Source organism: Pseudomonas sp. GW823-FHT03E05, from assembly GCF_058796855.1.
Genome location: NZ_JBXAJB010000004.1, coordinates 301,058 through 321,045, shown reverse-complemented (window position 1 = coordinate 321,045; position 19,988 = coordinate 301,058). Strand labels below are relative to the sequence as shown.

Below are 19,988 nucleotides of genomic sequence, written 5' to 3'. Positions count from 1 at the left end.
AAGGACCCTTCTATTCATTGTTTTTGTGGAGTGCGCGCGAGCGCAGCCTGCTGGGGCTATAGCAGGACCTGTGCCAAGGGCGAGAAGCCCGGGCTAGAGGGGGGGAGGCGGGAGTAATGAGCGGAAATCCGCCTATCGGCACCTTGTGGGTAAGCGGGAAATTGCCGAAAGCGGCCGTGACCCTGGGCATGTGGGCGAAGGCTTCGATGGGGGCGGTGCCGGGCTTGAGGCTGACTCTCCGGCAAGCCGGGTCCTATAGGGGTTACTCCTCCTTGAGGAATTGTTCCCTGGTCAGTCCATGGCGCTGCATCTTTTCGTTAAGAGTCCGGCGGGGCAGTTGCAGCTCGTTGAGCACCGCCTTGATGTCACCCTTGTGCCGGCTCAGGGCCGCGCGCAGGCATTGGGCCTCGAAGGCTTCCTGCTGCGCCGCCAGGGACTGGCCGGGTTCGATGGCGTCGGGTTCCGGCTCGCCCAGGCCCAGCACCTGGCGCTCGGCGGCGTTGGCCAGCTCGCGCACGTTGCCCGGCCAGTCGTGGCTGAGCAGGCGGCTCAGTTGCGCGCCGCTCAAGGGCGCGACGCTGCGCCCCAGGCGTTCCCCGGCATTCTGGGCAAAGTGCTCGTAGAGCAGGGGGATGTCCTCGCGGCGCTCGCGCAAGGGTGGCAGGCGCAGTTCAGCCACGGTCAGGCGGTAGGCCAGGTCTTCACGGAAACGCCCGGCACGGGCCTCGTCCAGCAGGTCGGGCTTGGTGGCGGCGATGATCCGCAGGTCGACCTTGATGCTCTGGTTGGAACCCAGGCGTTCCAGCTTCTGCTCCTGCAACACCCGCAGCAGCTTGACCTGCTGGGCCAGGGGCATGCTTTCGATCTCGTCGAGAAACAGCGTGCCGCCGTCGGCGTATTCCAGTTTGCCGACGCGTTTGCCCTGGGCGCCGGTGAAGGCGCCGCTTTCATGGCCGAACAGCTCGGCCTCGAACAACTGCTCGGGGATCGCCGCGCAGTTCAGGGCGACGAAGGGCTTGCCGGCCCGCGGGCCGAAGTCGTGCAGGCAGCGGGCAATCAGTTCTTTGCCGCTGCCGGTCTCGCCGCGGATCAGCACGTTGACCGGCAGGGCTGCCAGTTCCAGTACCTGGCGGCGCAGGGTCTGCAAGGCCCTGGAGACCCCCAGCAAGGTGGCGTCGAGCTTGGCCCGGCTGTCGGCCTGTTGGTGCAGGCGGCGGTTTTCCAGGACCAGGCGGCGCTTGTCCAGGGCCCGGCGCAGGCTGCTGAGCAGGGTGTCGGGGCTGAAGGGTTTTTCCAGGAAGTCGTAGGCCCCGTCGCGCATGGCTTCCACCGCCATGGGCACATCGCCGTGGCCTGTGAGCAGGATGATCGGCAGGTCCGGGTCCAGGCGCTGGACCTGGGCCAGCAGTTCCAGGCCACTGATGCCGGGCATGCGCACATCGCTGAGGATCACCCCGGGAAAGTTCTTCGGCAGTTGCGCCAGACAGTCCTCGGCCCGGCTGAACAGCTGGACCTCGAAGCCCGACAGGCTCAGCCACTGCTCGACGGCGGTACGGATGCTGGCTTCGTCGTCCACCACGATCACTGAGTTCAGCATTGGATATGGGCCTCCAGGTCGATGGGCAGGCTCAGGGTGAACACCGCCCCTTGCTCCTGGTTGGCCACGCTCAGGCGGCCACCCAGCTCGTGGACTATGGCATAGGACACCGCCAGCCCCAGCCCCAGGCCATCACCCACCGGTTTGGTGGTGAAGAATGGATCGAAGACGCTCAGCAAGTGTTCCTCGGCAATACCGCCGCCGTTGTCGGCCACCCGCAGTTGCCAGAGCTGGTCTTCGGCTTCGAGACTGATCTCCAGGCGCTTGTGCGGTTTGTCCTGCATGGCGTCCAGGGCATTGCGCAGCAGGTTGATCAGCACCTGTTCCAGGCGGATGGCGTCGCCCCGGACCCAGGCCGGGCGGGTCAGTTGCAGCACCACTTCGATGTCTTCAGCACGCAGCCGGGCTTCCAGCAAGTGCAGCGACTGGTCCACCACAGCGGTCAGGTCCAGGCGTTCTCGCAGGCCACTGGGGCTCTTGCGGGCGAAGGTCTTGAGATGGCTGGTGAGGGCGGCCATGCGGGTCAGCATGTCGTCCAGTGGGCGCAGGGCTTTGTAGGCTTCGTCCACCCGGCCGTGATCCAGCAACAGCCTGAGGGTTGCCAGCTGCATGCGCTGGGTGGTCAGGGGCTGGTTGATTTCGTGGGCCAGGGCGGCGGACATCTGCCCCAGGGCCGCGAGCTTGGCCGATTGCACCAGGCCTTCCTGGGCGGTGCGCAGATCGCGGGTACGTTCCTCCACCAGTTGTTCCAGCTCCTGGCGATTGCGCTGGCGGACTTTCCCCAGGCGCCAGCGCTGGTTGAGGAACAGCAGCAGGAACACCAGGGTCAGCCAGGCACCGGCGGCGGCAAGCCCGGCATTGCGGGTTTCCTCGAAGGCATTCGGCGGTTTGCGCAGCAGGTGCAGGGTCCAGCCTTCGGCGGCCAACGGCAGGGACTCCCAGAGGTAGCTGGCGCGGCCCTCGGGGCCTTCGACCCGGGCCAGGCTGCTGTTGTCGTCAAAGCGTTGCAGCGTCTGGTGCTGCAGCGGGGTCAGGGGCTGTTTGTCGTACTGGCGGGTGAGCTTGATTTCTTCCAGGTCGTTGCTCGACAGCGGCTGCAAGTGCCGGTAGCGCCAGCCTGGCTGGTTGGCGATGAACACGATGCCCCGGGCATCGCTGACCAGCAGGGTGTCGTTGCCCTGGCTCCATTCATGTTCCAGCTCGGGGAATTCCAGCTTGACCACCATGGCCCCGAGGAAGTCCTGGTTGTCGGCCTTGACTGCGCTGGCCAGGAAATACCCCGGGATGCCGCTGGTCACGCCCACCGCGTAGAAGCGCCCGCTGCCCTGGCTGCGGGTCTGCTTGAAGTAGGGGCGAAAGCCGTAGTTGTGGCCCACGTAGCTGCTGGGCAGGCGCCAGTTGCTGGCGGCCACGGCCAGGCCCTCATGGTTCAGCAGCTCCAGGGTCGAGGAGCGGGCCGCGCCATTGATCTTTTCCAGCTTGCGGTTCAATGCGTCCTGGGTTTCGGTGGCCACCGGCCCCTGCAGCGCCGCGCGCAGTTCCGGGTCCAGGGCCAGGACCGCCGGCAGGGCGCGATAGCGTTCGATCAGGGTATGCAGCGAGTTGGCATACAGCCCCAACTGCTCATTGGCACGGGCGGCTTCCTCCACCAGCGTCTGCCGTTCTGCATGGCGCATGGCCAGGCCGGCGCTGAGCACGGTGCCAGCAAGAATCACCAGGATATAGAACGTCAAGCGGAGGGGGCGAGAGATCTGGGCCATGAGTCGGGGCAGGCTGCAATGGGGGCGGGAACGATAGCATGAGCGCCGGGGCTAACGTTGATCGCGGACAGTGTCGGGAAAGGGCGGTGCATAAAAAAAGCGGCGGGCCATTCAATGAACAGCACCGCCGCCTGGGCCGAACGGAGGAAGGGCTTACTGCACTTCTACCGCCAGGCTGTCACTGATCTTCTTCTGCCAGATGGCGGGACCTGTGATGTGCACCGACTCGCCCTTGCTGTCGACGGCGACGGTCACCGGCATGTCCTTGACCTCGAACTCGTAGATCGCTTCCATGCCCAGTTCGGCAAAGGCCAGGACCTTGGACTTCTTGATCGCCTGGGCTACCAGGTAGGCAGCGCCGCCGACGGCCATCAGGTACACGGCCTTGTTGTCCTTGATCGCTTCGATCGCGGTCGGGCCGCGCTCGGACTTGCCGATCATGCCCAGCAGGCCGGTCTGCTCGAGGATCTGTCGGGTGAACTTGTCCATCCGCGTGGCGGTGGTCGGGCCAGCCGGGCCGACCACTTCGTCACCGACCGGATCGACCGGACCGACGTAGTAGATGAAGCGACCCTTGAGGTCCACCGGCAGGGTTTCGCCCTTGTTCAGCATCTCGACCATGCGTTTGTGCGCAGCGTCGCGGCCGGTGAGCATCTTGCCGTTGAGCAGTACGGTTTCGCCCGGCTTCCAGCTTTGCACTTCTTCCGGGGTCAGGGTGTCGAGGTTGACCCGACGGGCCGACGGGCCGGCTTCCCAGACGATTTCCGGGTAGGCGTCCAGCGGTGGCGCTTCCAGGCTCGCCGGGCCGGAGCCATCCAGTACGAAGTGCGCGTGACGGGTGGCGGCGCAGTTGGGGATCATGCACACCGGCAGGGAAGCGGCGTGGGTCGGGTAGTCCATGATCTTCACGTCGAGCACGGTGGTCAGGCCACCGAGGCCCTGGGCGCCGATGCCCAGCTGGTTGACCTTCTCGAACAGCTCCAGGCGGATCTCTTCGATGCGGTTCTGCGGTCCACGGGCCTTGAGCTCGTGGATGTCGATGGATTCCATCAACACTTCCTTGGCCATCACTGCCGCTTTCTCGGCGGTGCCGCCGATACCGATGCCCAGCATGCCCGGTGGGCACCAGCCGGCGCCCATGGTCGGAACGGTCTTGAGTACCCAGTCGACGATCGAGTCGGACGGGTTGAGCATGGCCATCTTCGATTTGTTCTCGGAGCCGCCGCCCTTGGCCGCCACGTCCACTTCCACGGTGTTGCCCGGGACGATGGAGTAGTGGATCACCGCGGGGGTGTTGTCCTTGGTGTTTTTCCTGCTACCTGCCGGGTCGGCCAGGATGGAGGCGCGCAGGACGTTTTCCGGCAGGTTGTAGGCGCGACGCACGCCCTCGTTGATCATGTCGTCCAGGCTCATGGTGGCGCCGTCCCAGCGCACGTCCATGCCCACGCGCACGAATACCGTGACGATGCCGGTGTCCTGGCAGATCGGCCGGTGGCCGGTGGCACACATGCGCGAGTTGATCAGGATCTGCGCTATGGAATCACGGGCAGCCGGCGATTCTTCCCGCAGGTAGGCCTCGTGCATCGCCTGGATGAAGTCCACGGGGTGGTAGTAGGAAATGAACTGCAGGGCGTCGGCAACGCTCTGAATCAGGTCGTCTTGCTTGATCACGGTCATGAGTCGCGCTCCTCTAAAAGACGGGAACATTTAATAAGGTGCCTGCACTTGGGTGCATCGGTCGGATGCAGGCACCTTCTAAGGCACGCCGGACAGACAACTGGCGCGACGCTAAAAAGGCGCGGCAGTATACCTCGCCTGGGGGTTGGGTACACCCGCCGGCCGGGCCAACCAAAGTCGCCCATCGGATGGGCACTGTTCTTGCCTGAGTCGGCGCTGAAACCTGGTGACGGGGTTTTAAATTTGAATAGTCATTTGCCGGGCTCAGCACTAAAGTGGCAAGTGGCCTGCAGGGTAGGAAACTCTTTAAGCCTCCTTTCTCACGGTGAGTCAACGATTGACCCATAAAGCCATCCAGAGCCTGTTATTCAAGCGCTTCGCCATTGCCGCGGGCACTTACGCACTGATCCTGCTGCTGTTCTGGCTGGCCGTCGTCACGGGGCATTCCCGTGCTTCGAGCGGCAGCGCGCTGCTGGGCACTGGCCTGGCGCTGGCCAGCCAGGCGCTGCTGTGCTGGGTGTTCGTCAGCGGACGCAACCTGCAGTTCGCCGACCCCAGCCTGACCGAAGTCCAGGTGGTGCTGGGCATCGCCTGGCAGACCTGGCTGATGGCCCATCTGGATCAGGCCCGCGGGGTGTTCCTGGTGTTCTACCTGCTGCCGTTGCTGTTCGGCCTGTTTCACCTCTCCCGCCGGGCCTATCTGCGCAGCGCGGCGCTGATCTTCTTTTGCTTTGCCGGAGTCAACCTGTGGGACGGGTATCGCCTGCTCCTCGGTGATCCGCAACTGGCCGCGCTGCAGGTCTGCGTGCTGCTGGTGATGCTGGTGTGGATGTGCCTGTATGCCGCCTATGTCCAGGCTTCGCGCTCACGCATGCGCCAGCGGCGCTTTGCCTTGCAGGCCCATCAGGACACGCTGCGAGGCATGATGCGACAGCTGGAGGACCTGGTAGCCACCGATGAACTGACGGGCCTGTTCAACCGCAGGCACTTCCTGCGCATTGCCAGCCGCGAGCTGCAAGCCATGGATCAGGAGCAGGTGCATGGGCTGGCGCTGATCGACCTGGACCATTTCAAGCGCATCAACGATCTCCACGGCCATGCTGCCGGCGACCAGGTACTGCAGGCCTTCGCCGCGGTGGCCACGGCTTGCCTGCGCGATGGCGACGTATTGGCCCGTTACGGTGGCGAGGAGTTCGTGGTACTGCTGCCCGAGTGTGACGCCGAGCGCCTGACCTCCTGCTGCGAGCGTTTGCGCCTGGCGTTCACCGAAGTGCAACTGGTGGGCCTTAACGTACGAGACCTGAGCCTGTCGGCGGGGATGACCCTGCTGCGGGCCGGCGACGATCTGGACCATGCCCTGCAACGCGCCGATCAGGCGCTGTATCGGGCCAAGCGCGACGGTCGCAATCGTTGCTCTGCGGCCTGGGAAAACCTCGATGCCTGAATTGACCGTTGGCAGCCGGTGCTGGCCGGTGGCGCCTGGAAGCAACCTGCTGGATGCCCTGAATCAGGCTGGCGTGACGGTGCCCTACAGTTGCCGCGCCGGTAGTTGCCATGCCTGCCTGGTGCATTGTGTCCAGGGCTTGCCCAGCGATAGCCGGCCGGATGCGTTGAGCGACGAACAGCGTCGGCTCGGCTGGCGCCTGGCTTGCCAGTGCCAGGTGGTGGAGGACCTGCACGTCGAGACCTTCGACCCTGTGCGTGATGGCCTGCCTGCGACGGTGAGCGGCCTGGACTGGTTGTCGAGCTCGGTCCTGCGCCTGCGCCTGCAGCCGCAGCGGCCCTTGCGTTACCGCGCCGGCCAGCATCTGGTGCTGTGGGCCGCCGGCCAGATCGCCCGGCCTTATTCCCTGGCCAGCCTGCCGGAAGACGACCGCTTTCTGGAGTTCCACCTGGATTGCCGGCATCCGGGCCAGTTCAGCGATGCGGCGCGCCAGTTGCAATTGGGCGACCCGATGCGCCTGGGGGAGTTGCGGGGCGGCGCCTTGCACTACGATCCGGACTGGCAGCAGCGCCCACTCTGGCTACTGGCCGCGGGAACCGGCCTGGCGCCGCTGTTCGGCATACTGCGCGAGGCCTTGCGCCAGGATCACCAGGGCCCTATCCGTATCATTCACCTGGCCCATGACAGCAGTGAGCATTACCTGGCCAAACCCCTGGCGGCCCTGGCGGCGAACCGGGCCCAGCTGTCCGTCGAGCTGTGGACCGGGGCCGAGCTGACAGCCGCTTTGGCGCAACTGCGGCTTGTTTCCCGGCAAACCCAGGCCTTACTCTGCGGTCACCCTGACAGTGTCGAAGCCTTCGCCCGGCGCCTGTACCTGGCGGGGCTGCCGCGCAATCAACTGCTGGCCGATGTGTTCCTGCCCCGTGGTTGAGCGCTGATTCTTCCAGAGCGAGATCCCCATGACCGATGCCATCGAGTTGCAACGTGAGGGCGGGCTGCTGACCCTGCGCCTGAACCGTCCCGACAAGAAAAACGCCCTGACCCGCGCCATGTACGCTCGCCTGGCCGACGCCCTGAGCGAGGCCGATGGCGATCCCGAGATCAACGCCGTGCTGATCTGCGGCAGCAGCGAATGCTTTACCGCCGGCAATGACATCGCCGACTTCCTCCAGCAACCGCCCCGGGACCTCGACAGCCCGGTGTTTCGCTTCATGCGCAGCCTTGTGCAATGTCGCAAGCCGGTGGTGGCCGCAGTGGCCGGCGCGGCAGTAGGTATCGGCACCACGATGCTGCTGCATTGCGATCTGGTCTATGTCAGTCGCGATGCACGGCTGCGTATGCCGTTCGTCAACCTGGGGCTGTGCCCGGAATTTGGTTCGAGCCTGATCCTGCCGCGCTTGCTGGGGCAGGCCAAGGCGGCGGAGTTGCTGTTGCTGGGCGAAGGCTTCAGTGGCGAACAGGCCGCCGCCTGGGGGATTGCCAGCGCCGCCCTGGGGGATGGTGTGGCCACCTTGGCCAAGGCCCGGGAGGCGGCCTTGCGTTTCAGCCAGTTGGCGCCCGAAGCGGTGCAGGTGAGCAAGCGCCTGATGAAGGCGCCGGACCGCGAACAACTGCGCCAGGTCATTGAGCAAGAGGGCGTGGAATTTACCCGGCGCCTGCAGTCCCCGGAAGCCATCGCCGCGTTGTCCGGGTTTCTCAGCAAGGGCTGAGCCTCTGGAAAGCGGTTTCACGCGGGCATGAAAAAGCCCCGGTGTTTTCGGCACCGGGGCTTTTTGTTCAGCAAGGCTAAGACTCAGACCATCGGGTCGCCCACGTGCAGGATCTTCATGCCGTTGGTGCCGCCGGTGGTGTGGTAGCTGTCGCCCTTGGTGAGAATCACCCAGTCGCCTTTCTCTACGACACCGCGCTTGAGCAGCTCATCGATCGCTGCCTGGCTGACCTGCTCGGGCGGCAGGGAAGCCGGGTCGAACGGGATGGTGTAGACGCCACGGAACATGGCTGCGCGAGCCTGGGTTTCGCGGTGCGGGGAGTAGGCGTAGATCGGCACCGAGGAGCGGATGCGCGACATGATCAGCGGGGTGTAGCCACTTTCGGTCAGGGCGATGATCGCCTTCACGCCCGGGAAGTGGTTGGCGGTGTACATGGCAGCCAGGGCGATGCTCTGGTCGCAGCTTTCGAACACCTTGCCCATGCGGTGGCTGGAGGTCTTGCTGGTGGGGTGCTTTTCCGCACCGACGCAGATCCGCGCCATGGCCTGCACCGCTTCCAGCGGGTAGGCACCGGCGGCGCTTTCCGCCGAGAGCATCACCGCATCGGTGTAGTCGAGCACGGCGTTGGCCACGTCGGACACTTCGGCGCGGGTCGGCATCGGGTTCTGGATCATCGACTCCATCATCTGGGTCGCAACGATCACCGCCTTGTTGTGGCGACGGGCGTGCAGAATGATTTTCTTCTGGATGCCCACCAGCTCGGCGTCGCCGATTTCCACGCCCAGGTCGCCACGGGCAACCATGACCGCGTCGCTGGCCTTGATCAGGCCGTCGAGGGTTTCGTCGTCGGCCACCGCTTCGGCGCGTTCGATCTTCGCTACCAGCCAGGCAGTACCACCGGCTTCGTCACGCAGCTTGCGCGCGTATTCCATGTCGGCGGCGTCCCGTGGGAAGGACACGGCCAGGTAATCGACTTCCATCTCGGCCGCGAGCTTGATATCGGCCTTGTCTTTCTCGGTCAGGGCCGGGGCGGTCAGGCCACCACCACGACGGTTGATGCCCTTGTGGTCGGACAGCGGGCCGCCGATGGTCACCACGCAATGCAGCTCGGTGGCGGTGGCGGTTTCCACACGCATCACCACGCGGCCGTCGTCCAGCAGCAGCTCGTCGCCCACGCCGCAGTCCTTGACCAGATCCGGGTAGTCGATGCCGACGATATCCTGGGTGCCTTCGGTCAGCGGATGGCTGGTGGAGAAGGTGAACTTGTCACCGATCTTCAGCTCGATGCGCTTGTTGGCGAATTTGGCGATGCGGATCTTCGGGCCCTGCAGGTCGCCGAGGATGGCCACGAAGCGGCCGTGCTTGGCTGCCAGGTCGCGGACCAGTTTGGCGCGAGCCTTGTGCTCGTCCGGAGTGCCGTGGGAGAAGTTCAGACGGGCAACATCCAGGCCCGCGAGAATCAGCTGTTCGAGAACTTCCGGCGAGTTACTGGCCGGGCCAAGGGTGGCAACGATTTTGGTACGACGAACGGACATGCACGGACTCCTGAGTTCAAGCGCAACGAGAGGCTACTATGCTCCGAAGTTGTAGTCATTGTTCGTTTGCACTACTTATTGCTTTGTTTGTTTACCGCAACAACCTTGAAGATTTTTGCCGATGAGTCGATACACTGCACAAGACAGGAGATACCCCATGCGATTCGTACTCATTGCTGCCCTGGCCGTCAGTGTTGTCGGCTGTACCCGCTGGTCCATGGACCATCATTTGAATAACGCCTACCGCGCTTATGACCGCGGCAACTGCGAGAGCGTGATGCTCGAGTTGAGCCAGGTCGACCGTGACAGCCGTGCCCGTCGCTATATCCAGCCGGAAGTGTCGATGCTGCGCGGGCAATGCCTGGAGCGCCAGAAGTTGTTCGTCGATGCCGCGCAGACCTACCAGTTCATCATTACCCAGTACCCCACCAGCGAGTACGCGTTTCGCGCCCGGGCTCGCCTGGATACCCTGCAACAGTTGGGGCACTACCCGGCAAATGGCGCCGCTCAAGTTCGTCGCACGGCGTTGTAAAAGAGATTCACTAGGGGGCGGTGTAATTGCCCCTCGTGCTTGAGCTAACATCTGCACAGGCTGTTCGAAAACTGCCCCGGCCCGGCTGGTGGCAGTGGCGTTGGAATCCTTCTGGCAGTCTTCCTCGCGCATCGAATCCGGGAGGGCGGGCCGATATCAGGGCCTGTTCCGAAGCACTAGTGCGGTCATGCTTAATGACCTTTCATAGCGATACCCAGCATGTTCATGGAACCTCGGATCGAGCGGCACCAACTGCCGTCCTTTTTAAAAGTATTCAATCGTTTCACCGACAAGCCGGTGGGTTTCCTTGGCAACCTGTCGGCCGACGGGCTGATGCTGATCAGCCAGTTGCCGATGCTGATCGGTGCCGAATTCGACTTGCGGGTGAAAGTCCCCGGCGGTGACGGCCAGGTGCAGTTCATCGACTTCAGTGCCTGCTGCCTCTGGTGCCATGAGGACCTGACGCCGCACCACTACGACAGCGGTTTCAGCCTGTTGCGGGCCGGTGCGGAGTTTGTCGAGCTGGAGCAGGCGTTGCGTCATTACTTCAGCTTTCACCCGTTGCAGACCTCGGCCTGAGGCGCTCGGCAGCAGCTACAGGCTGCCGGCTTTCTTCCAGCTCAGATAGCGGCTGACCAGTTCGGCCCCCAGTTCTCCCGGGCGGGCGTCGAGCAGGGCGACGCCGTGGGCGCTCAGGCGTTCGTGCAGCTCGGCGCGGCTGTTCAGGTAGTTCACCGTCGCGCTGTAGGCCAGGGCTTCGGGCAGGGTTTGCACCGGGCTCTGGCGCAACTGGTCGAGCACCTCTTCGCGCAGGCTGGCCACCAGCACCCGATGCTGGCGACCGATGCGCTTGACCGCCGTCAGCAGTTCCTGGTCATCCTCGTCCCGCAGGTTGGTAATCAGCACCACCAGTGCCCGGCGTTTCTGCCGGGCCAGCAGCTCGCTGGCGGCGGCCTGGTAATCGGCGGGGCGCTGGCTGGTGTCCAGGTCGTAGACGCCATTGAGCAGCACGCTCAACTGGGCCGAGCCCTTGACCGGTGCAAGGTAGCGCGAGCGTTCCCCGGCAAAGCTGTACAGGCCCACCGCATCGCCCTGGCGCAGGGCGACATAGCTCAGCAGCAGGCAGGCATTGAGGGCGTGGTCGAAGTGCGCCAGCTCACCATCCTGGCTGCGCATGCGGCGCCCACAGTCGAGCATGAAGATGATCTGCTGGTCGCGTTCGTCCTGGTACTCCCGGACGATGGGCGCGCGTTGGCGGGCCGTGGCCTTCCAATCGATCTGCCGCAGGCTGTCGCCTTCGCGAAACTCCCGCAGTTGGTTGAACTCCAGGCCCAGGCCGCGGCGTTGCCGCTGGCGCACACCGAGTTGGCTGAGCCAGTTGTCCACCGCCAGCAATTGCGCGCCGTAGAGCCGGGCGAAGTCCGGGTAGACCCGGGTGCTGTCGTGCACCTTGAGCAGGCGCCTGGCGCTCCATAATCCGAGAGGGCTGGGCAGGCTGACTTCGCACTGGTCGAAATTGAAGTGGCCGCGCTGCAGTGGGCGCACGTTATAGCCGATCCGGCTGACCTGCCCCGGCTCCAGGCGCGTGGACTGCGGCAGGTGCTCGAAGCCCAGGCCCTGGGGCGGGTGGTCGAACAGCTGCACATCCAGTGGTTGCCGGTAGTCGTGCAGGATCTCCAGTTGCACTTCGCTCCAGCGGCCCAGGGGCAGGCTGCCGGGTAGCTGGCGCTGGATCTGCGGCGAGGCCACGCGCAGCAGGCGCAGGGCGTCCAGCAACGCCAGCAGCAACAACGCCAGCAGCAGGCCCCAGGCAATCGAGTCCAGGCGCGGCAGGGCCTCGCTGCCCAGGGCGCGGGCGGCACCGAGCAGGGTGTACAGGCCGGTCAAAGTACCCAGCCAGATCAACAGCAGACGGGTCGGCTTCATTGGCGTGGGCGGCTCACAGGCGCGGTGCCGGAATCTGTTCGAGCATCTGCTTGAGCACCTGTTCTACCGACAGGCCTTCGATGTCCAGTTCCGGGGCGACCCGCACTCGATGCCGCAGCACGGCCATGGCGCAGCCCTTGATGTCATCGGGAATCACGAATTCGCCGCCACGCAGCAGGGCCCGGGCACGAGCGCCGCGTACCAGGGCAATGGAGGCGCGGGGGCCGGCGCCCAGGGTCAGGCCTGGCCAACTGCGGGTGGCCCGGGCCAGGCGCACGGCATAATCGAGCACCTGCTCGTCCAGGGGCAGTTCGCTGGCGATGCGCTGCAGGGCCAGTACGTCCTTGGCCTGGAGTACGGTGCGCAGAGGCTGTACGTCGAGCATGTCGGCGCGGGTCGAGCGCGTCACCTGGCGGACCATGGTCAGTTCTTGTTCGGCATCCGGGTAGTCCATGCGCAGCTTGAGCATGAAGCGATCCAGCTCGGCCTCCGGCAGCGGGTAGGTGCCTTCCTGTTCGATGGGGTTCTGGGTAGCCAGGACCATGAACGGCTGGGCGATGGGCAGCGCTCGGCCTTCGAGGGTGACCTGACGTTCCTGCATGGCTTCCAGCAGGGCGGCCTGGGTCTTGGCCGGCGCGCGGTTGATCTCGTCCGCCAGCAGCAGGTTGGTGAACAGCGGGCCCTTGCGCAGCTTGAACTGCTCGGTCTGCAGGTCGTATACCGCATGCCCGGTGACGTCGCTGGGCATCAGGTCGGGGGTGAACTGGATGCGCGCGAACTCGCCGCCAAAGCAGCGGGCCAGGGCTCGTACCAGCAGGGTCTTGCCGAGCCCGGGTACGCCTTCGAGCAGCACATGGCCGCCAGCGATCAGGGCGGTCAGCACATCATCGATGACCGCTTCCTGGCCGATCACCGCCTTCTGCAGTTCCTGGCGCACCGCCTGAGCCAGCTGGCTGGCCCGCTGGCGCTGCTGGGCAGCATGGACCTGAGGCTGTGGGGCCTCGGAAGGCTCGGGGGATTCGATCGGTTGTTCGCTCATAGGGCATTCCTGAGAGTTTGCAGGCGGGCGACCTGGTGGCTGAAATCAACGCTGGAAAGGCGCTGTCCGGACAAGGGTTGCAGGGCCTGTCGAATGGTCTCGACAGGTTGTTGGCTGAGCAGGGCCAGCACGTCCCACTGGGCCTCGGCCGGCAATTGCTCGAAGCCCGGGTGGCGGCGCCGTGCACGGCGCCGGATATCCAGTTGCAGGGCCTGCAGCAACGCACCCTGGCCAGCATGGCGCAGCAGGAAGTCGGCACTGGCCCGCAGGTGTTCACGCAGTTGGCGCCGCGCCTTGGGAGCTGGAGCCAGCAACGGCCCGTGGCGCACGCCGACCTGCCAGAGCCACAGGCCGAGCAGCAGGGCCAGGGCTACCAGCGCCTGGGGGAAATAGCGCCAGAGCAACCGCCAGAGGTCCGGGTGATCGGTATTGAACAGCAGCGTCACAGCGCTATCGGTATTGAGGTACCACAGCAGCCAGGCGTTGTCGTACAGGCCGATGGCGGGGGCTTTCCAGATATCGGCATCGGTGAGCACGATGACCGCGCCCTTGCCGTATTCAAGCTGGATCATGTGGGTCGCCACGCCGCTGTTGGCCCAGGACTGCGCCAGGCTTTGCGGGTCGTCCAGGTGGAAGTCGGTGTCGAAACTGATGTAGGCCGGAGCCTGTTCGTCTTCCAGGTAGACCTTGGTCAGCTTCGGATAGGCATCGTCGGCTTCCGGCTCCGGTGGCTCGTCAAGGTCCTGGCTGAGCTGCTGGTGGATCTGCACCCGGTCCAGCAGCAGGTCGCCGCTCTTCTGGCTGTCCTCGTCCCACAGGGCCTCGGCGACGAAGAGCAGGCGGCCGCCGGCGCGGGCCCACTCCAGGAGCTGGTCGACCTGGGGCGGGCTCATGTTCGAGCGCTCCCCCAGCAGCAACAGGCTGTTGCCGGCCGGGGGCAAGCTGGCCAGGACGTCCAGGCCATTGGCGTGTTGCACCTTGAGGCCACGTTCGCGCAGGAACATCTCGGCTGCCAGGTAGGGGTTGGCCCGGGCCTCGGGGGAGGGGCCGTGATCGACCAGTTCCTGATAGGGCGTGGCATGGCGATACAGGTAATAGCCGCCGGCCCCGAGCACCAGAGCCAGGAGCAGGGCCAGGCCGCCCCACAGGTAGCGCTTCATGGCTGTGCTCCGGGGCCGAACAGGCTGCGCCAGGCGCCGCACAGTTGTGGTTGCAGGTCGGCGCCGGGTACCTGATGACCGTACGCCATGTTCTGCCAGTGGCGGGTCAGGCTGATGCTGAAAGCCTCCAATTGTGGCTGCTGCAGCGCCTTGATGCGCTCCAGCACCTGGCCTTCGGTATCGGCCACGCTGAGGGGCAGGTGGAAGTCTTCCAGCAAGCGACTGAGCAGCGCCCGGTACAGCAGGCCCAGGGCTTCCCGGGGCTGGCTGGCCCAGAGTTCAGCGGCGTGGGCGGCTACATCGGCGGGCAGGGTTTCGCTGCTGACTTCCAGCCCGAACAACTGCTGGGGCATGGCCGCGGGGCGTTTCTTGCGCGGCAGCGGACGACGGCTGACGAAGGCCTGCAGCCAATCGCGGTAGCGCCAGATCAGCCAGCCCAGAGCCGCCAGCAGCAACCCCCAGAGCAGAATCTCCAGGCCCTTGGCGACCCCGCCGAAACTGTCCTTGCCGAGGCTTTCCAGCAGGTTCTTGAGCCAGCCTGGAGGCTTGCCCTTGGCGTCCTTCTTCTGGGCTTGCTCGTCACCGAAACGGTAGCGAGTGACCGACTCCTGGTTCTTGAAGGGGGGCTTGTCCAGGATGGCCTGGATGCTGTCCCTGGAGGCCTTGCTGGTCAGCGGTTGCTGCAGCAGCCGCGGGGTCTCGGGGCCGGCCGCGGAACTGCTGGGGGCGGCGGCCCAGAGCGCTTGGGTCGGTGCCAGGAACAGCAGGCCGGCGAGCAAGAGCAGCGTGCTGACGCCGGTCAGGCGCTGGCGCAGGCGACGGAACACCAGCTCGATGTCCCAGGCCTCCAGCTCGGTGCGTCGGTTCAGGTACAGGCTGAAACCGCAGGCCACGTAGATCGGCTCCCAGATCACCAGGACCAGGGCGTAGAAGACGTTGGTCAGGTGTTCCAGCCATAGCCAGTCCTGTTGGGCGGCGATCATCAGGCTCTGCCAGCTCCAGTCCACTTCGACCTGTTGTGGCAGCAGCAGGTAGAACAGCACCATCAGGCCAATCCACAGGGCGCCCTCCAGGTGCATGCCAATCAGGGTCAGCCAGCGCGCGGCACCGGCATTTTTCTGTAGCAGCACCGCCAGGCGTTGTTGCCGGGCATCGGCGCTCAGGCCTTCAAGTTGTACCACCGGCAGGGTGAAGCTGCGGCTCATGCTCAAGCGACGCCAGGTCAGGCTGGCCAGCAGTTGCGGCTTGAGCAGGCGAGGCCATTGTTTCAGCGCTTGCCCCAGGCTGGGTGTTTCGCCGAACAGGGCTTTAGACAGAATAAACAGCGGCAGGCGTTCGAAGGCCGGCTTCAGCCACCAGAACAGCAGGATCGCCAGCGACGGCGATTCCCAGAGCAGCAGGCTCAGCAGGGCGAACACTGGCAGGCTGACGATGGCCCAACTGCTCATCAGCAAGCGCCGATGACGCTGGCTCAGTAGCACGCCCAGGTCCATGGCCTCCCAGGCGCTGCGGGGGCGGATCACCACGCTGGCATCACTCAGGCGCATGGGATTCACGTCCGGCCAGGGTCAGGTAGGCCGCCACCAGGCCCCAAAGGGCACTGCCGACGCTGTATTTGACCCAGGCGGCCGGCCAGGTCATGGAGGACCAGTAGGCTTCGACAAAGGCGGCGATCAGCAAGAAGCCGATGACGCCGTAGATCAGTTGCACGCTGACGCGCGCGGCTTGCAGCAGGGCTTCGCCGCGGGTCAGGCGGCCCGGCGCGATCAACGCCCAGCCAAGCTTCAGCCCGGCGGCGCCAGACAGGGCAATGGCGCTGAGTTCAAAGGCGCCGTGGCCAATCACGAACGGCCAGAAGGTCTGGCCGAAGCCGATCTGGGTCAGGTGGCCGGCAATGGCGCCTATCATCAGGCCGTTGAAAAACAGGAAGAACACACTGCCCACGCCGAACAGCAGGCCGCTGGCAAAGGTCTGAAAGGCGATCCCGATGTTGTGCATGATGTAGTAGCCGAACATCACCCAGTCTTCGCTCGAGGCCCGTTCGGCGGCCCGCCCCAGGCGCCCGGCGGTGGGGTCGTACATGCCCTGCATCTCGCTGACTTGCTGCGGGCTCACCAGGCTGTAGATCAGATCGGGAAACAGGTACACCAGCACCCCGATGGCCAGCAGGCTGCCGAAGAACAGCAGGCTGGCCAGCAGCACCAGGCGCCACTCCTGACGCACCAGGCGGGGGAAACCGGCCAGCACGAAACTCAACAGATTGGCCCCGAAGGCGCTGCGCTGTCGGTACAGCTGCTGGTGGCCACGCAGGGCCAGCTGTTGCAGCGGATCGATCAGGTAGCTGCTGTAGCCGCGTTCTTCGGCCAGGGCCAGATGCTGGCACAGGCGCCGGTAGTCCTGGACGAAGCTCTGGCATTCCCCGGCTTTGGCCCAGCCATGTTCCAGACGCTCGAGCAACTGCTCGAACTGCTGCCATTGCGCCTGGTGGCGGTGTTCGAAAAGGCTTTGTTTCATGGGGTTCCCAGGAAGCCGCGGGCAATGCCATTGAGTTCGGCCGTGGCCTGGGCACTGGGTACATGCAGCGGTTGCGCGAGGATGCTGGCCAGTTCCCGGGTACGCTCGGCCGACAGCTGGCCCTGGCGCTCGGCAAAGCCGAGGATCGCCCGTTGCTCATTCAGGCTCAGGGCGAAGGGCGCAGTGCGGGGGACGGCTGGCGGCAGTTCGGGGCGTTTGACCGGCTGCTCGCGGTAGATCACCAGGGTGCCGGCGGCCAGATCGCCGAGGCGTTTGAAGGTCGGGTGCTGCAGGCAACTGATGGCGCCGAGGAAATAGCCGAAAGGCAGCATGTCGGCAAAGCGCAGCAGGTTGCGGGTCAGGGAGGCACTCCAGCCAATCGGGGTGCCGTCGTCCTGCACCACTCGCAGCCCCATCAGTTGCTTGCCGGGGGAGCGTCCCTGGTTCAGCACCTCGAACAGCACCATGTACCACCAACTGATGAGGAACAGCAGGATCGAGCCGAGGCCGACGCCGACTTCGTCGAAAAAGCCCAGGATGATGAACAGCAGGCCCAGCACCAGCCCGCGGATGCCCAGGTCGAGACTGAAGGCCAGGGTGCGCACCAGCAACCCCGCAGGCCGCAGCGGCAGGTCGATGCCCTCGGGGGTTTCGACCTGGTAGCGCGTATCCAGTGGCGGGTGCAGCGATGCGTTCCTTGGCGTTGCTGTCGTCTCAAGCATGGGTAACTTATCGGCTTGGTCTGGTAAAAAATCCAGCGCCGATGCTAGCAGTGTCTGAGGGGCAAACGACATCATTAACTACGAATTCGCCAAGTCCAATGCCTTCGCCCCGGTTCGTGCGGCTGGCCCTGACTGCGCCTAAACGCCTAGACTGCGGCGGTCTTTCAGTTCAGGAACAGGCCGTGACTTCCCTCTTTTGGTACGACTACGAAACCACCGGCATCAATCCGCGTTGTGATCGCCCGTTGCAAGTGGCCGGTATCCGCACCGACCTGGCACTCAACGAGATCGACGAGCCGGTCAACCTCTACTGCCAGCCCAGCGACGATATCCTGCCCCATCCGATGGCTTGCATGATCACTGGCATCACCCCTGGCCGTCTGGCCGAACAAGGCCTGGGGGAGGCGGATTTCATGACCCGGGTGCACGAGCAACTGGCGCGCCCCGGGACCTGCGGCGTGGGCTACAACACCCTGCGTTTCGACGATGAGATGACCCGCTACAGCCTGTACCGCAATTTCTTCGACCCCTACGCCCGGGAGTGGCAGGGCGGCAACAGCCGTTGGGACCTGATCGACGTGGTGCGCACGGCTTATGCGTTGCGCCCCCAGGGGATCGTCTGGCCCGAGGAGCAGGGGCAGGTAAGCCTCAAGCTGGAGCGCCTGACCGCAGCCAACGGCATCGATCACGGCCAGGCCCATGACGCGCTGTCCGATGTCCGGGCGACCATCGCTCTGGCGCGACTGGTTCGCGACAAACAGCCCAGACTCTATGACTGGCTGTTCCAGTTGCGCAGCAAGCAGCGGGTGATGGATCAGGTCCGCCTGTTGCAACCCATGGTGCACATCTCCGGGCGCTTTTCTGCGGCGCGCCACTACATCGGCGTGGTCCTGCCCCTGGCCTGGCATCCACGCAATCGCAATGCCTTGATTGTCTGCGACCTGCACCTGGACCCTCAGGGGCTGTGGGAGTTGGACGCCGAAACCCTGCGCCAGCGTTTGTACACGCGCCGGGAAGATCTGCTCGAAGGCGAGTTGCCGGTGCCGTTGAAACTCATCCATATCAATCGCTGCCCGGTCGTGGCGCCATTGAGTGTTCTGCGCAGTGAAGATCAACAGCGGCTGCACTTGGACATGGAGCTATATCAGCGTCGGGCTGTGGCCTTGAGCGAAGCTCAAGAAGTTTGGCGGGATAAACTTTCGGTGATTTATGGGCCGGATGAATTTGCCGCAAGCGATGACCCGGAGCAACAGTTGTACGACGGTTTTATTGGTGACCGTGACCGGCGTTTGTGTGAGCAAGTACGTGAGGCTGACCCGTTGCACTTGGCCCAGCAACAATGGCCATTCGATGATGAGCGCTTGCCGGAATTACTCTTTCGCTACCGTGCCCGCAACTTTCCAGAAACATTGAACAAAGCCGAGCAAGAACGTTGGCTGGTTTTTTGTCAGCAGCGTTTGCTAGATCCGCAACTCGGTGCTCCCAATACCCTGGAAAGTTTCCGGCAAGGGCTTGAGCAATCGTTGTTAAGTGCGGACCCGATGCAGCGTCAGGTTCTGGATCAATGGCAGGACTATGTGCAGGCCCTGACTCGGCGCCTGGCTCTTTGAGCAGCGGCCCCGCTCCTTGAGCGGGTTGCCAGGGCATAAAAAAACGCCAGCATGCTGGCGTTTTCTCTGTAGGGCTGCAAAGCCCGGGCGCTCAACGGAGAGGCTTAGCCCAGCAGGGTGGCCCAGCCTTCTACCACGTCGCCGCCCCACTTGGCTTTCCACTCTTTCAGAGTCTTGTGGTTGCCACCTTTGGTTTCGATGACTTCGCCGTTGTGCGGGTTCTTGTACTGTTTAACTTTACGGGCGCGCTTGGTGCCGGTGGTTTTAACCGCGGCGCGAGGTGCTTTAACTTTCGAGTCCGGATCCAGCAGGGCGATGATGTCGCGCAGGGATTTGGAGTACTCGCCCATCAGGCTGCGCAGTTTGCCTTCGAACTCCAGTTCGGCTTTCAGTTTGTCGTCTTGGGACAGGTTCTTCAAACGCGCTTGCAGTTCTTTGATGGCTTCTTCAGTGGCACGGTATTCGTTGATCAGGGACATGAGGACTACCTTATTGAGCGCTGAGTGGCTGGGTGACAGTGTCGCAATAATAGTCAGGGAGTTTGAGCAAGTAAACATAATACCGCTGTTTTATTCGTCTCTCTTAGTGTGTTTAGGCGTAAAAGACATTTCGCTATTTAATAGGTTGATGCATTCGGGCCGGTTATTCACAAACTAGTTAAGCACTATTTACAAGTGCCATTACGGCGCCTGGAGTAGCGGCCGCTAAGCCGGGCCGGGGCGGCCCTTGGTGATCTACCCGGGGCGCTGGATGCAATGAATAC

At 64.2% G+C, this 19,988-nt stretch carries 17 protein-coding genes; 6 read left to right on the top strand and 11 right to left on the bottom strand.

Annotated elements, in window-relative coordinates:
* Positions 1 to 262: 262 nt before the first annotated feature.
* From AC1RCO_RS18320 to AC1RCO_RS18310, 3 genes are all read right to left on the bottom strand, one after another.
* On the bottom strand, positions 263 to 1,597 hold the full coding sequence (locus AC1RCO_RS18320; RefSeq protein WP_065365293.1) for a sigma-54-dependent transcriptional regulator: 1,335 nt from the start codon (positions 1,595 to 1,597) through the stop codon (positions 263 to 265).
* Entirely contained in the window at positions 1,591 to 3,357 is a 1,767-nt protein-coding gene (locus AC1RCO_RS18315) for an ATP-binding protein (protein WP_492617925.1), read from the bottom strand. The genes AC1RCO_RS18320 and AC1RCO_RS18315 overlap by 7 nt, the downstream gene beginning before the upstream one ends.
* Before the next feature lie 153 nt (positions 3,358 to 3,510).
* Positions 3,511 to 5,034, bottom strand: a complete 1,524-nt coding sequence (locus tag AC1RCO_RS18310; protein WP_011063055.1) for a fumarate hydratase — start codon at positions 5,032 to 5,034, stop codon at positions 3,511 to 3,513.
* A gap of 337 nt (positions 5,035 to 5,371) precedes the next feature.
* Between AC1RCO_RS18310 and AC1RCO_RS18305 the strand changes: the two genes are divergently transcribed.
* The 3 genes from AC1RCO_RS18305 to AC1RCO_RS18295 are packed head-to-tail and all read left to right on the top strand — an operon-like array spanning position 5,372 to position 8,187.
* Positions 5,372 to 6,478 carry a GGDEF domain-containing protein gene (locus AC1RCO_RS18305; protein ID WP_492617924.1) on the top strand — a complete coding sequence of 369 codons (1,107 nt, stop codon included), beginning with the start codon at positions 5,372 to 5,374 and terminating at the stop codon, positions 6,476 to 6,478.
* Positions 6,471 to 7,409, top strand: coding sequence for an iron-sulfur-binding ferredoxin reductase (locus AC1RCO_RS18300; protein ID WP_011063053.1), 939 nt, complete (start codon positions 6,471 to 6,473; stop codon positions 7,407 to 7,409). The genes AC1RCO_RS18305 and AC1RCO_RS18300 overlap by 8 nt, the downstream gene beginning before the upstream one ends.
* Before the next feature lie 28 nt (positions 7,410 to 7,437).
* Complete coding sequence (locus AC1RCO_RS18295) at positions 7,438 to 8,187, top strand: enoyl-CoA hydratase-related protein (protein ID WP_047288807.1); 750 nt, start codon at positions 7,438 to 7,440, stop codon at positions 8,185 to 8,187.
* 83 nt (positions 8,188 to 8,270) lie between these two features.
* Here AC1RCO_RS18295 and pyk read toward each other — a convergent pair whose 3' ends face one another.
* Positions 8,271 to 9,722, bottom strand: a complete 1,452-nt coding sequence (gene pyk / locus AC1RCO_RS18290) for a pyruvate kinase (protein WP_011063051.1) — start codon at positions 9,720 to 9,722, stop codon at positions 8,271 to 8,273.
* Positions 9,723 to 9,879: 157 nt separating this feature from the next.
* Between pyk and AC1RCO_RS18285 the strand changes: the two genes are divergently transcribed.
* Positions 9,880 to 10,254, top strand: coding sequence for a hypothetical protein (locus AC1RCO_RS18285; protein WP_011063050.1), 375 nt, complete (start codon positions 9,880 to 9,882; stop codon positions 10,252 to 10,254).
* A gap of 219 nt (positions 10,255 to 10,473) precedes the next feature.
* Positions 10,474 to 10,833, top strand: a complete 360-nt coding sequence (locus tag AC1RCO_RS18280; RefSeq protein WP_011063049.1) for a PilZ domain-containing protein — start codon at positions 10,474 to 10,476, stop codon at positions 10,831 to 10,833.
* Between the two features lie 15 nt (positions 10,834 to 10,848).
* Here the strand turns inward: AC1RCO_RS18280 and AC1RCO_RS18275 are convergent, their stop codons facing one another.
* From AC1RCO_RS18275 to AC1RCO_RS18250, 6 genes are read right to left on the bottom strand one after another with little or no spacing between them, the layout of a single operon-like run.
* Complete coding sequence (locus AC1RCO_RS18275) at positions 10,849 to 12,180, bottom strand: DUF58 domain-containing protein (RefSeq protein ID WP_011063048.1); 1,332 nt, start codon at positions 12,178 to 12,180, stop codon at positions 10,849 to 10,851.
* Positions 12,181 to 12,193: 13 nt separating this feature from the next.
* On the bottom strand, positions 12,194 to 13,219 hold the full coding sequence (locus tag AC1RCO_RS18270; RefSeq protein ID WP_325985157.1) for an AAA family ATPase: 1,026 nt from the start codon (positions 13,217 to 13,219) through the stop codon (positions 12,194 to 12,196).
* Positions 13,216 to 14,379 carry a DUF4350 domain-containing protein gene (locus AC1RCO_RS18265; RefSeq protein ID WP_492617923.1) on the bottom strand — a complete coding sequence of 388 codons (1,164 nt, stop codon included), beginning with the start codon at positions 14,377 to 14,379 and terminating at the stop codon, positions 13,216 to 13,218. The genes AC1RCO_RS18270 and AC1RCO_RS18265 overlap by 4 nt, the downstream gene beginning before the upstream one ends.
* A complete protein-coding gene (locus AC1RCO_RS18260) occupies positions 14,376 to 15,926 on the bottom strand; it encodes a DUF4129 domain-containing protein (protein ID WP_492617922.1) in 1,551 nt (516 codons plus the stop codon). Before AC1RCO_RS18260 ends, AC1RCO_RS18265 begins: the two co-directional genes overlap by 4 nt.
* Positions 15,913 to 16,893: a stage II sporulation protein M gene (locus AC1RCO_RS18255; protein WP_492617921.1), complete on the bottom strand. Its 981-nt coding sequence runs from the start codon at positions 16,891 to 16,893 to the stop codon at positions 15,913 to 15,915. Before AC1RCO_RS18255 ends, AC1RCO_RS18260 begins: the two co-directional genes overlap by 14 nt.
* A complete protein-coding gene (locus AC1RCO_RS18250) occupies positions 16,890 to 17,615 on the bottom strand; it encodes an RDD family protein (RefSeq protein ID WP_047288790.1) in 726 nt (241 codons plus the stop codon). Before AC1RCO_RS18250 ends, AC1RCO_RS18255 begins: the two co-directional genes overlap by 4 nt.
* Positions 17,616 to 17,797: 182 nt before the next feature.
* On the opposite strand from AC1RCO_RS18250, the gene sbcB reads away from it, so the two are divergent.
* Positions 17,798 to 19,225 (top strand): exodeoxyribonuclease I, encoded by a 1,428-nt coding sequence (gene sbcB, locus AC1RCO_RS18245; RefSeq protein WP_492617920.1) that lies wholly within the window; start codon positions 17,798 to 17,800, stop codon positions 19,223 to 19,225.
* A 104-nt stretch (positions 19,226 to 19,329) separates the two neighbouring features.
* Here the strand turns inward: sbcB and mvaT are convergent, their stop codons facing one another.
* Positions 19,330 to 19,704, bottom strand: a complete 375-nt coding sequence (mvaT, locus tag AC1RCO_RS18240; protein WP_011063041.1) for a histone-like nucleoid-structuring protein MvaT — start codon at positions 19,702 to 19,704, stop codon at positions 19,330 to 19,332.
* Positions 19,705 to 19,988 lie beyond the last annotated feature (284 nt).

Bases quoted from the DNA above. Each gene is read 5' to 3' on its own strand.
- AC1RCO_RS18275 (WP_011063048.1), bottom strand. From the start codon at position 12,180: ATGAAGCCGACCCGTCTGCTGTTGATCTGGCTGGGTACTTTGACCGGC.
- AC1RCO_RS18320 (WP_065365293.1), bottom strand. From the start codon at position 1,597: ATGCTGAACTCAGTGATCGTGGTGGACGACGAAGCCAGCATCCGTACC.
- mvaT (WP_011063041.1), bottom strand. From the start codon at position 19,704: ATGTCCCTGATCAACGAATACCGTGCCACTGAAGAAGCCATCAAAGAA.
- AC1RCO_RS18300 (WP_011063053.1), top strand. From the start codon at position 6,471: ATGCCTGAATTGACCGTTGGCAGCCGGTGCTGGCCGGTGGCGCCTGGA.
- AC1RCO_RS18260 (WP_492617922.1), bottom strand. From the start codon at position 15,926: ATGCGCCTGAGTGATGCCAGCGTGGTGATCCGCCCCCGCAGCGCCTGG.
- AC1RCO_RS18265 (WP_492617923.1), bottom strand. From the start codon at position 14,379: ATGAAGCGCTACCTGTGGGGCGGCCTGGCCCTGCTCCTGGCTCTGGTG.
- AC1RCO_RS18270 (WP_325985157.1), bottom strand. From the start codon at position 13,219: ATGAGCGAACAACCGATCGAATCCCCCGAGCCTTCCGAGGCCCCACAG.
- AC1RCO_RS18280 (WP_011063049.1), top strand. From the start codon at position 10,474: ATGTTCATGGAACCTCGGATCGAGCGGCACCAACTGCCGTCCTTTTTA.
- AC1RCO_RS18295 (WP_047288807.1), top strand. From the start codon at position 7,438: ATGACCGATGCCATCGAGTTGCAACGTGAGGGCGGGCTGCTGACCCTG.
- AC1RCO_RS18310 (WP_011063055.1), bottom strand. From the start codon at position 5,034: ATGACCGTGATCAAGCAAGACGACCTGATTCAGAGCGTTGCCGACGCC.
- pyk (WP_011063051.1), bottom strand. From the start codon at position 9,722: ATGTCCGTTCGTCGTACCAAAATCGTTGCCACCCTTGGCCCGGCCAGT.
- AC1RCO_RS18250 (WP_047288790.1), bottom strand. From the start codon at position 17,615: ATGCTTGAGACGACAGCAACGCCAAGGAACGCATCGCTGCACCCGCCA.
- AC1RCO_RS18285 (WP_011063050.1), top strand. From the start codon at position 9,880: ATGCGATTCGTACTCATTGCTGCCCTGGCCGTCAGTGTTGTCGGCTGT.
- AC1RCO_RS18315 (WP_492617925.1), bottom strand. From the start codon at position 3,357: ATGGCCCAGATCTCTCGCCCCCTCCGCTTGACGTTCTATATCCTGGTG.
- AC1RCO_RS18255 (WP_492617921.1), bottom strand. From the start codon at position 16,893: ATGAAACAAAGCCTTTTCGAACACCGCCACCAGGCGCAATGGCAGCAG.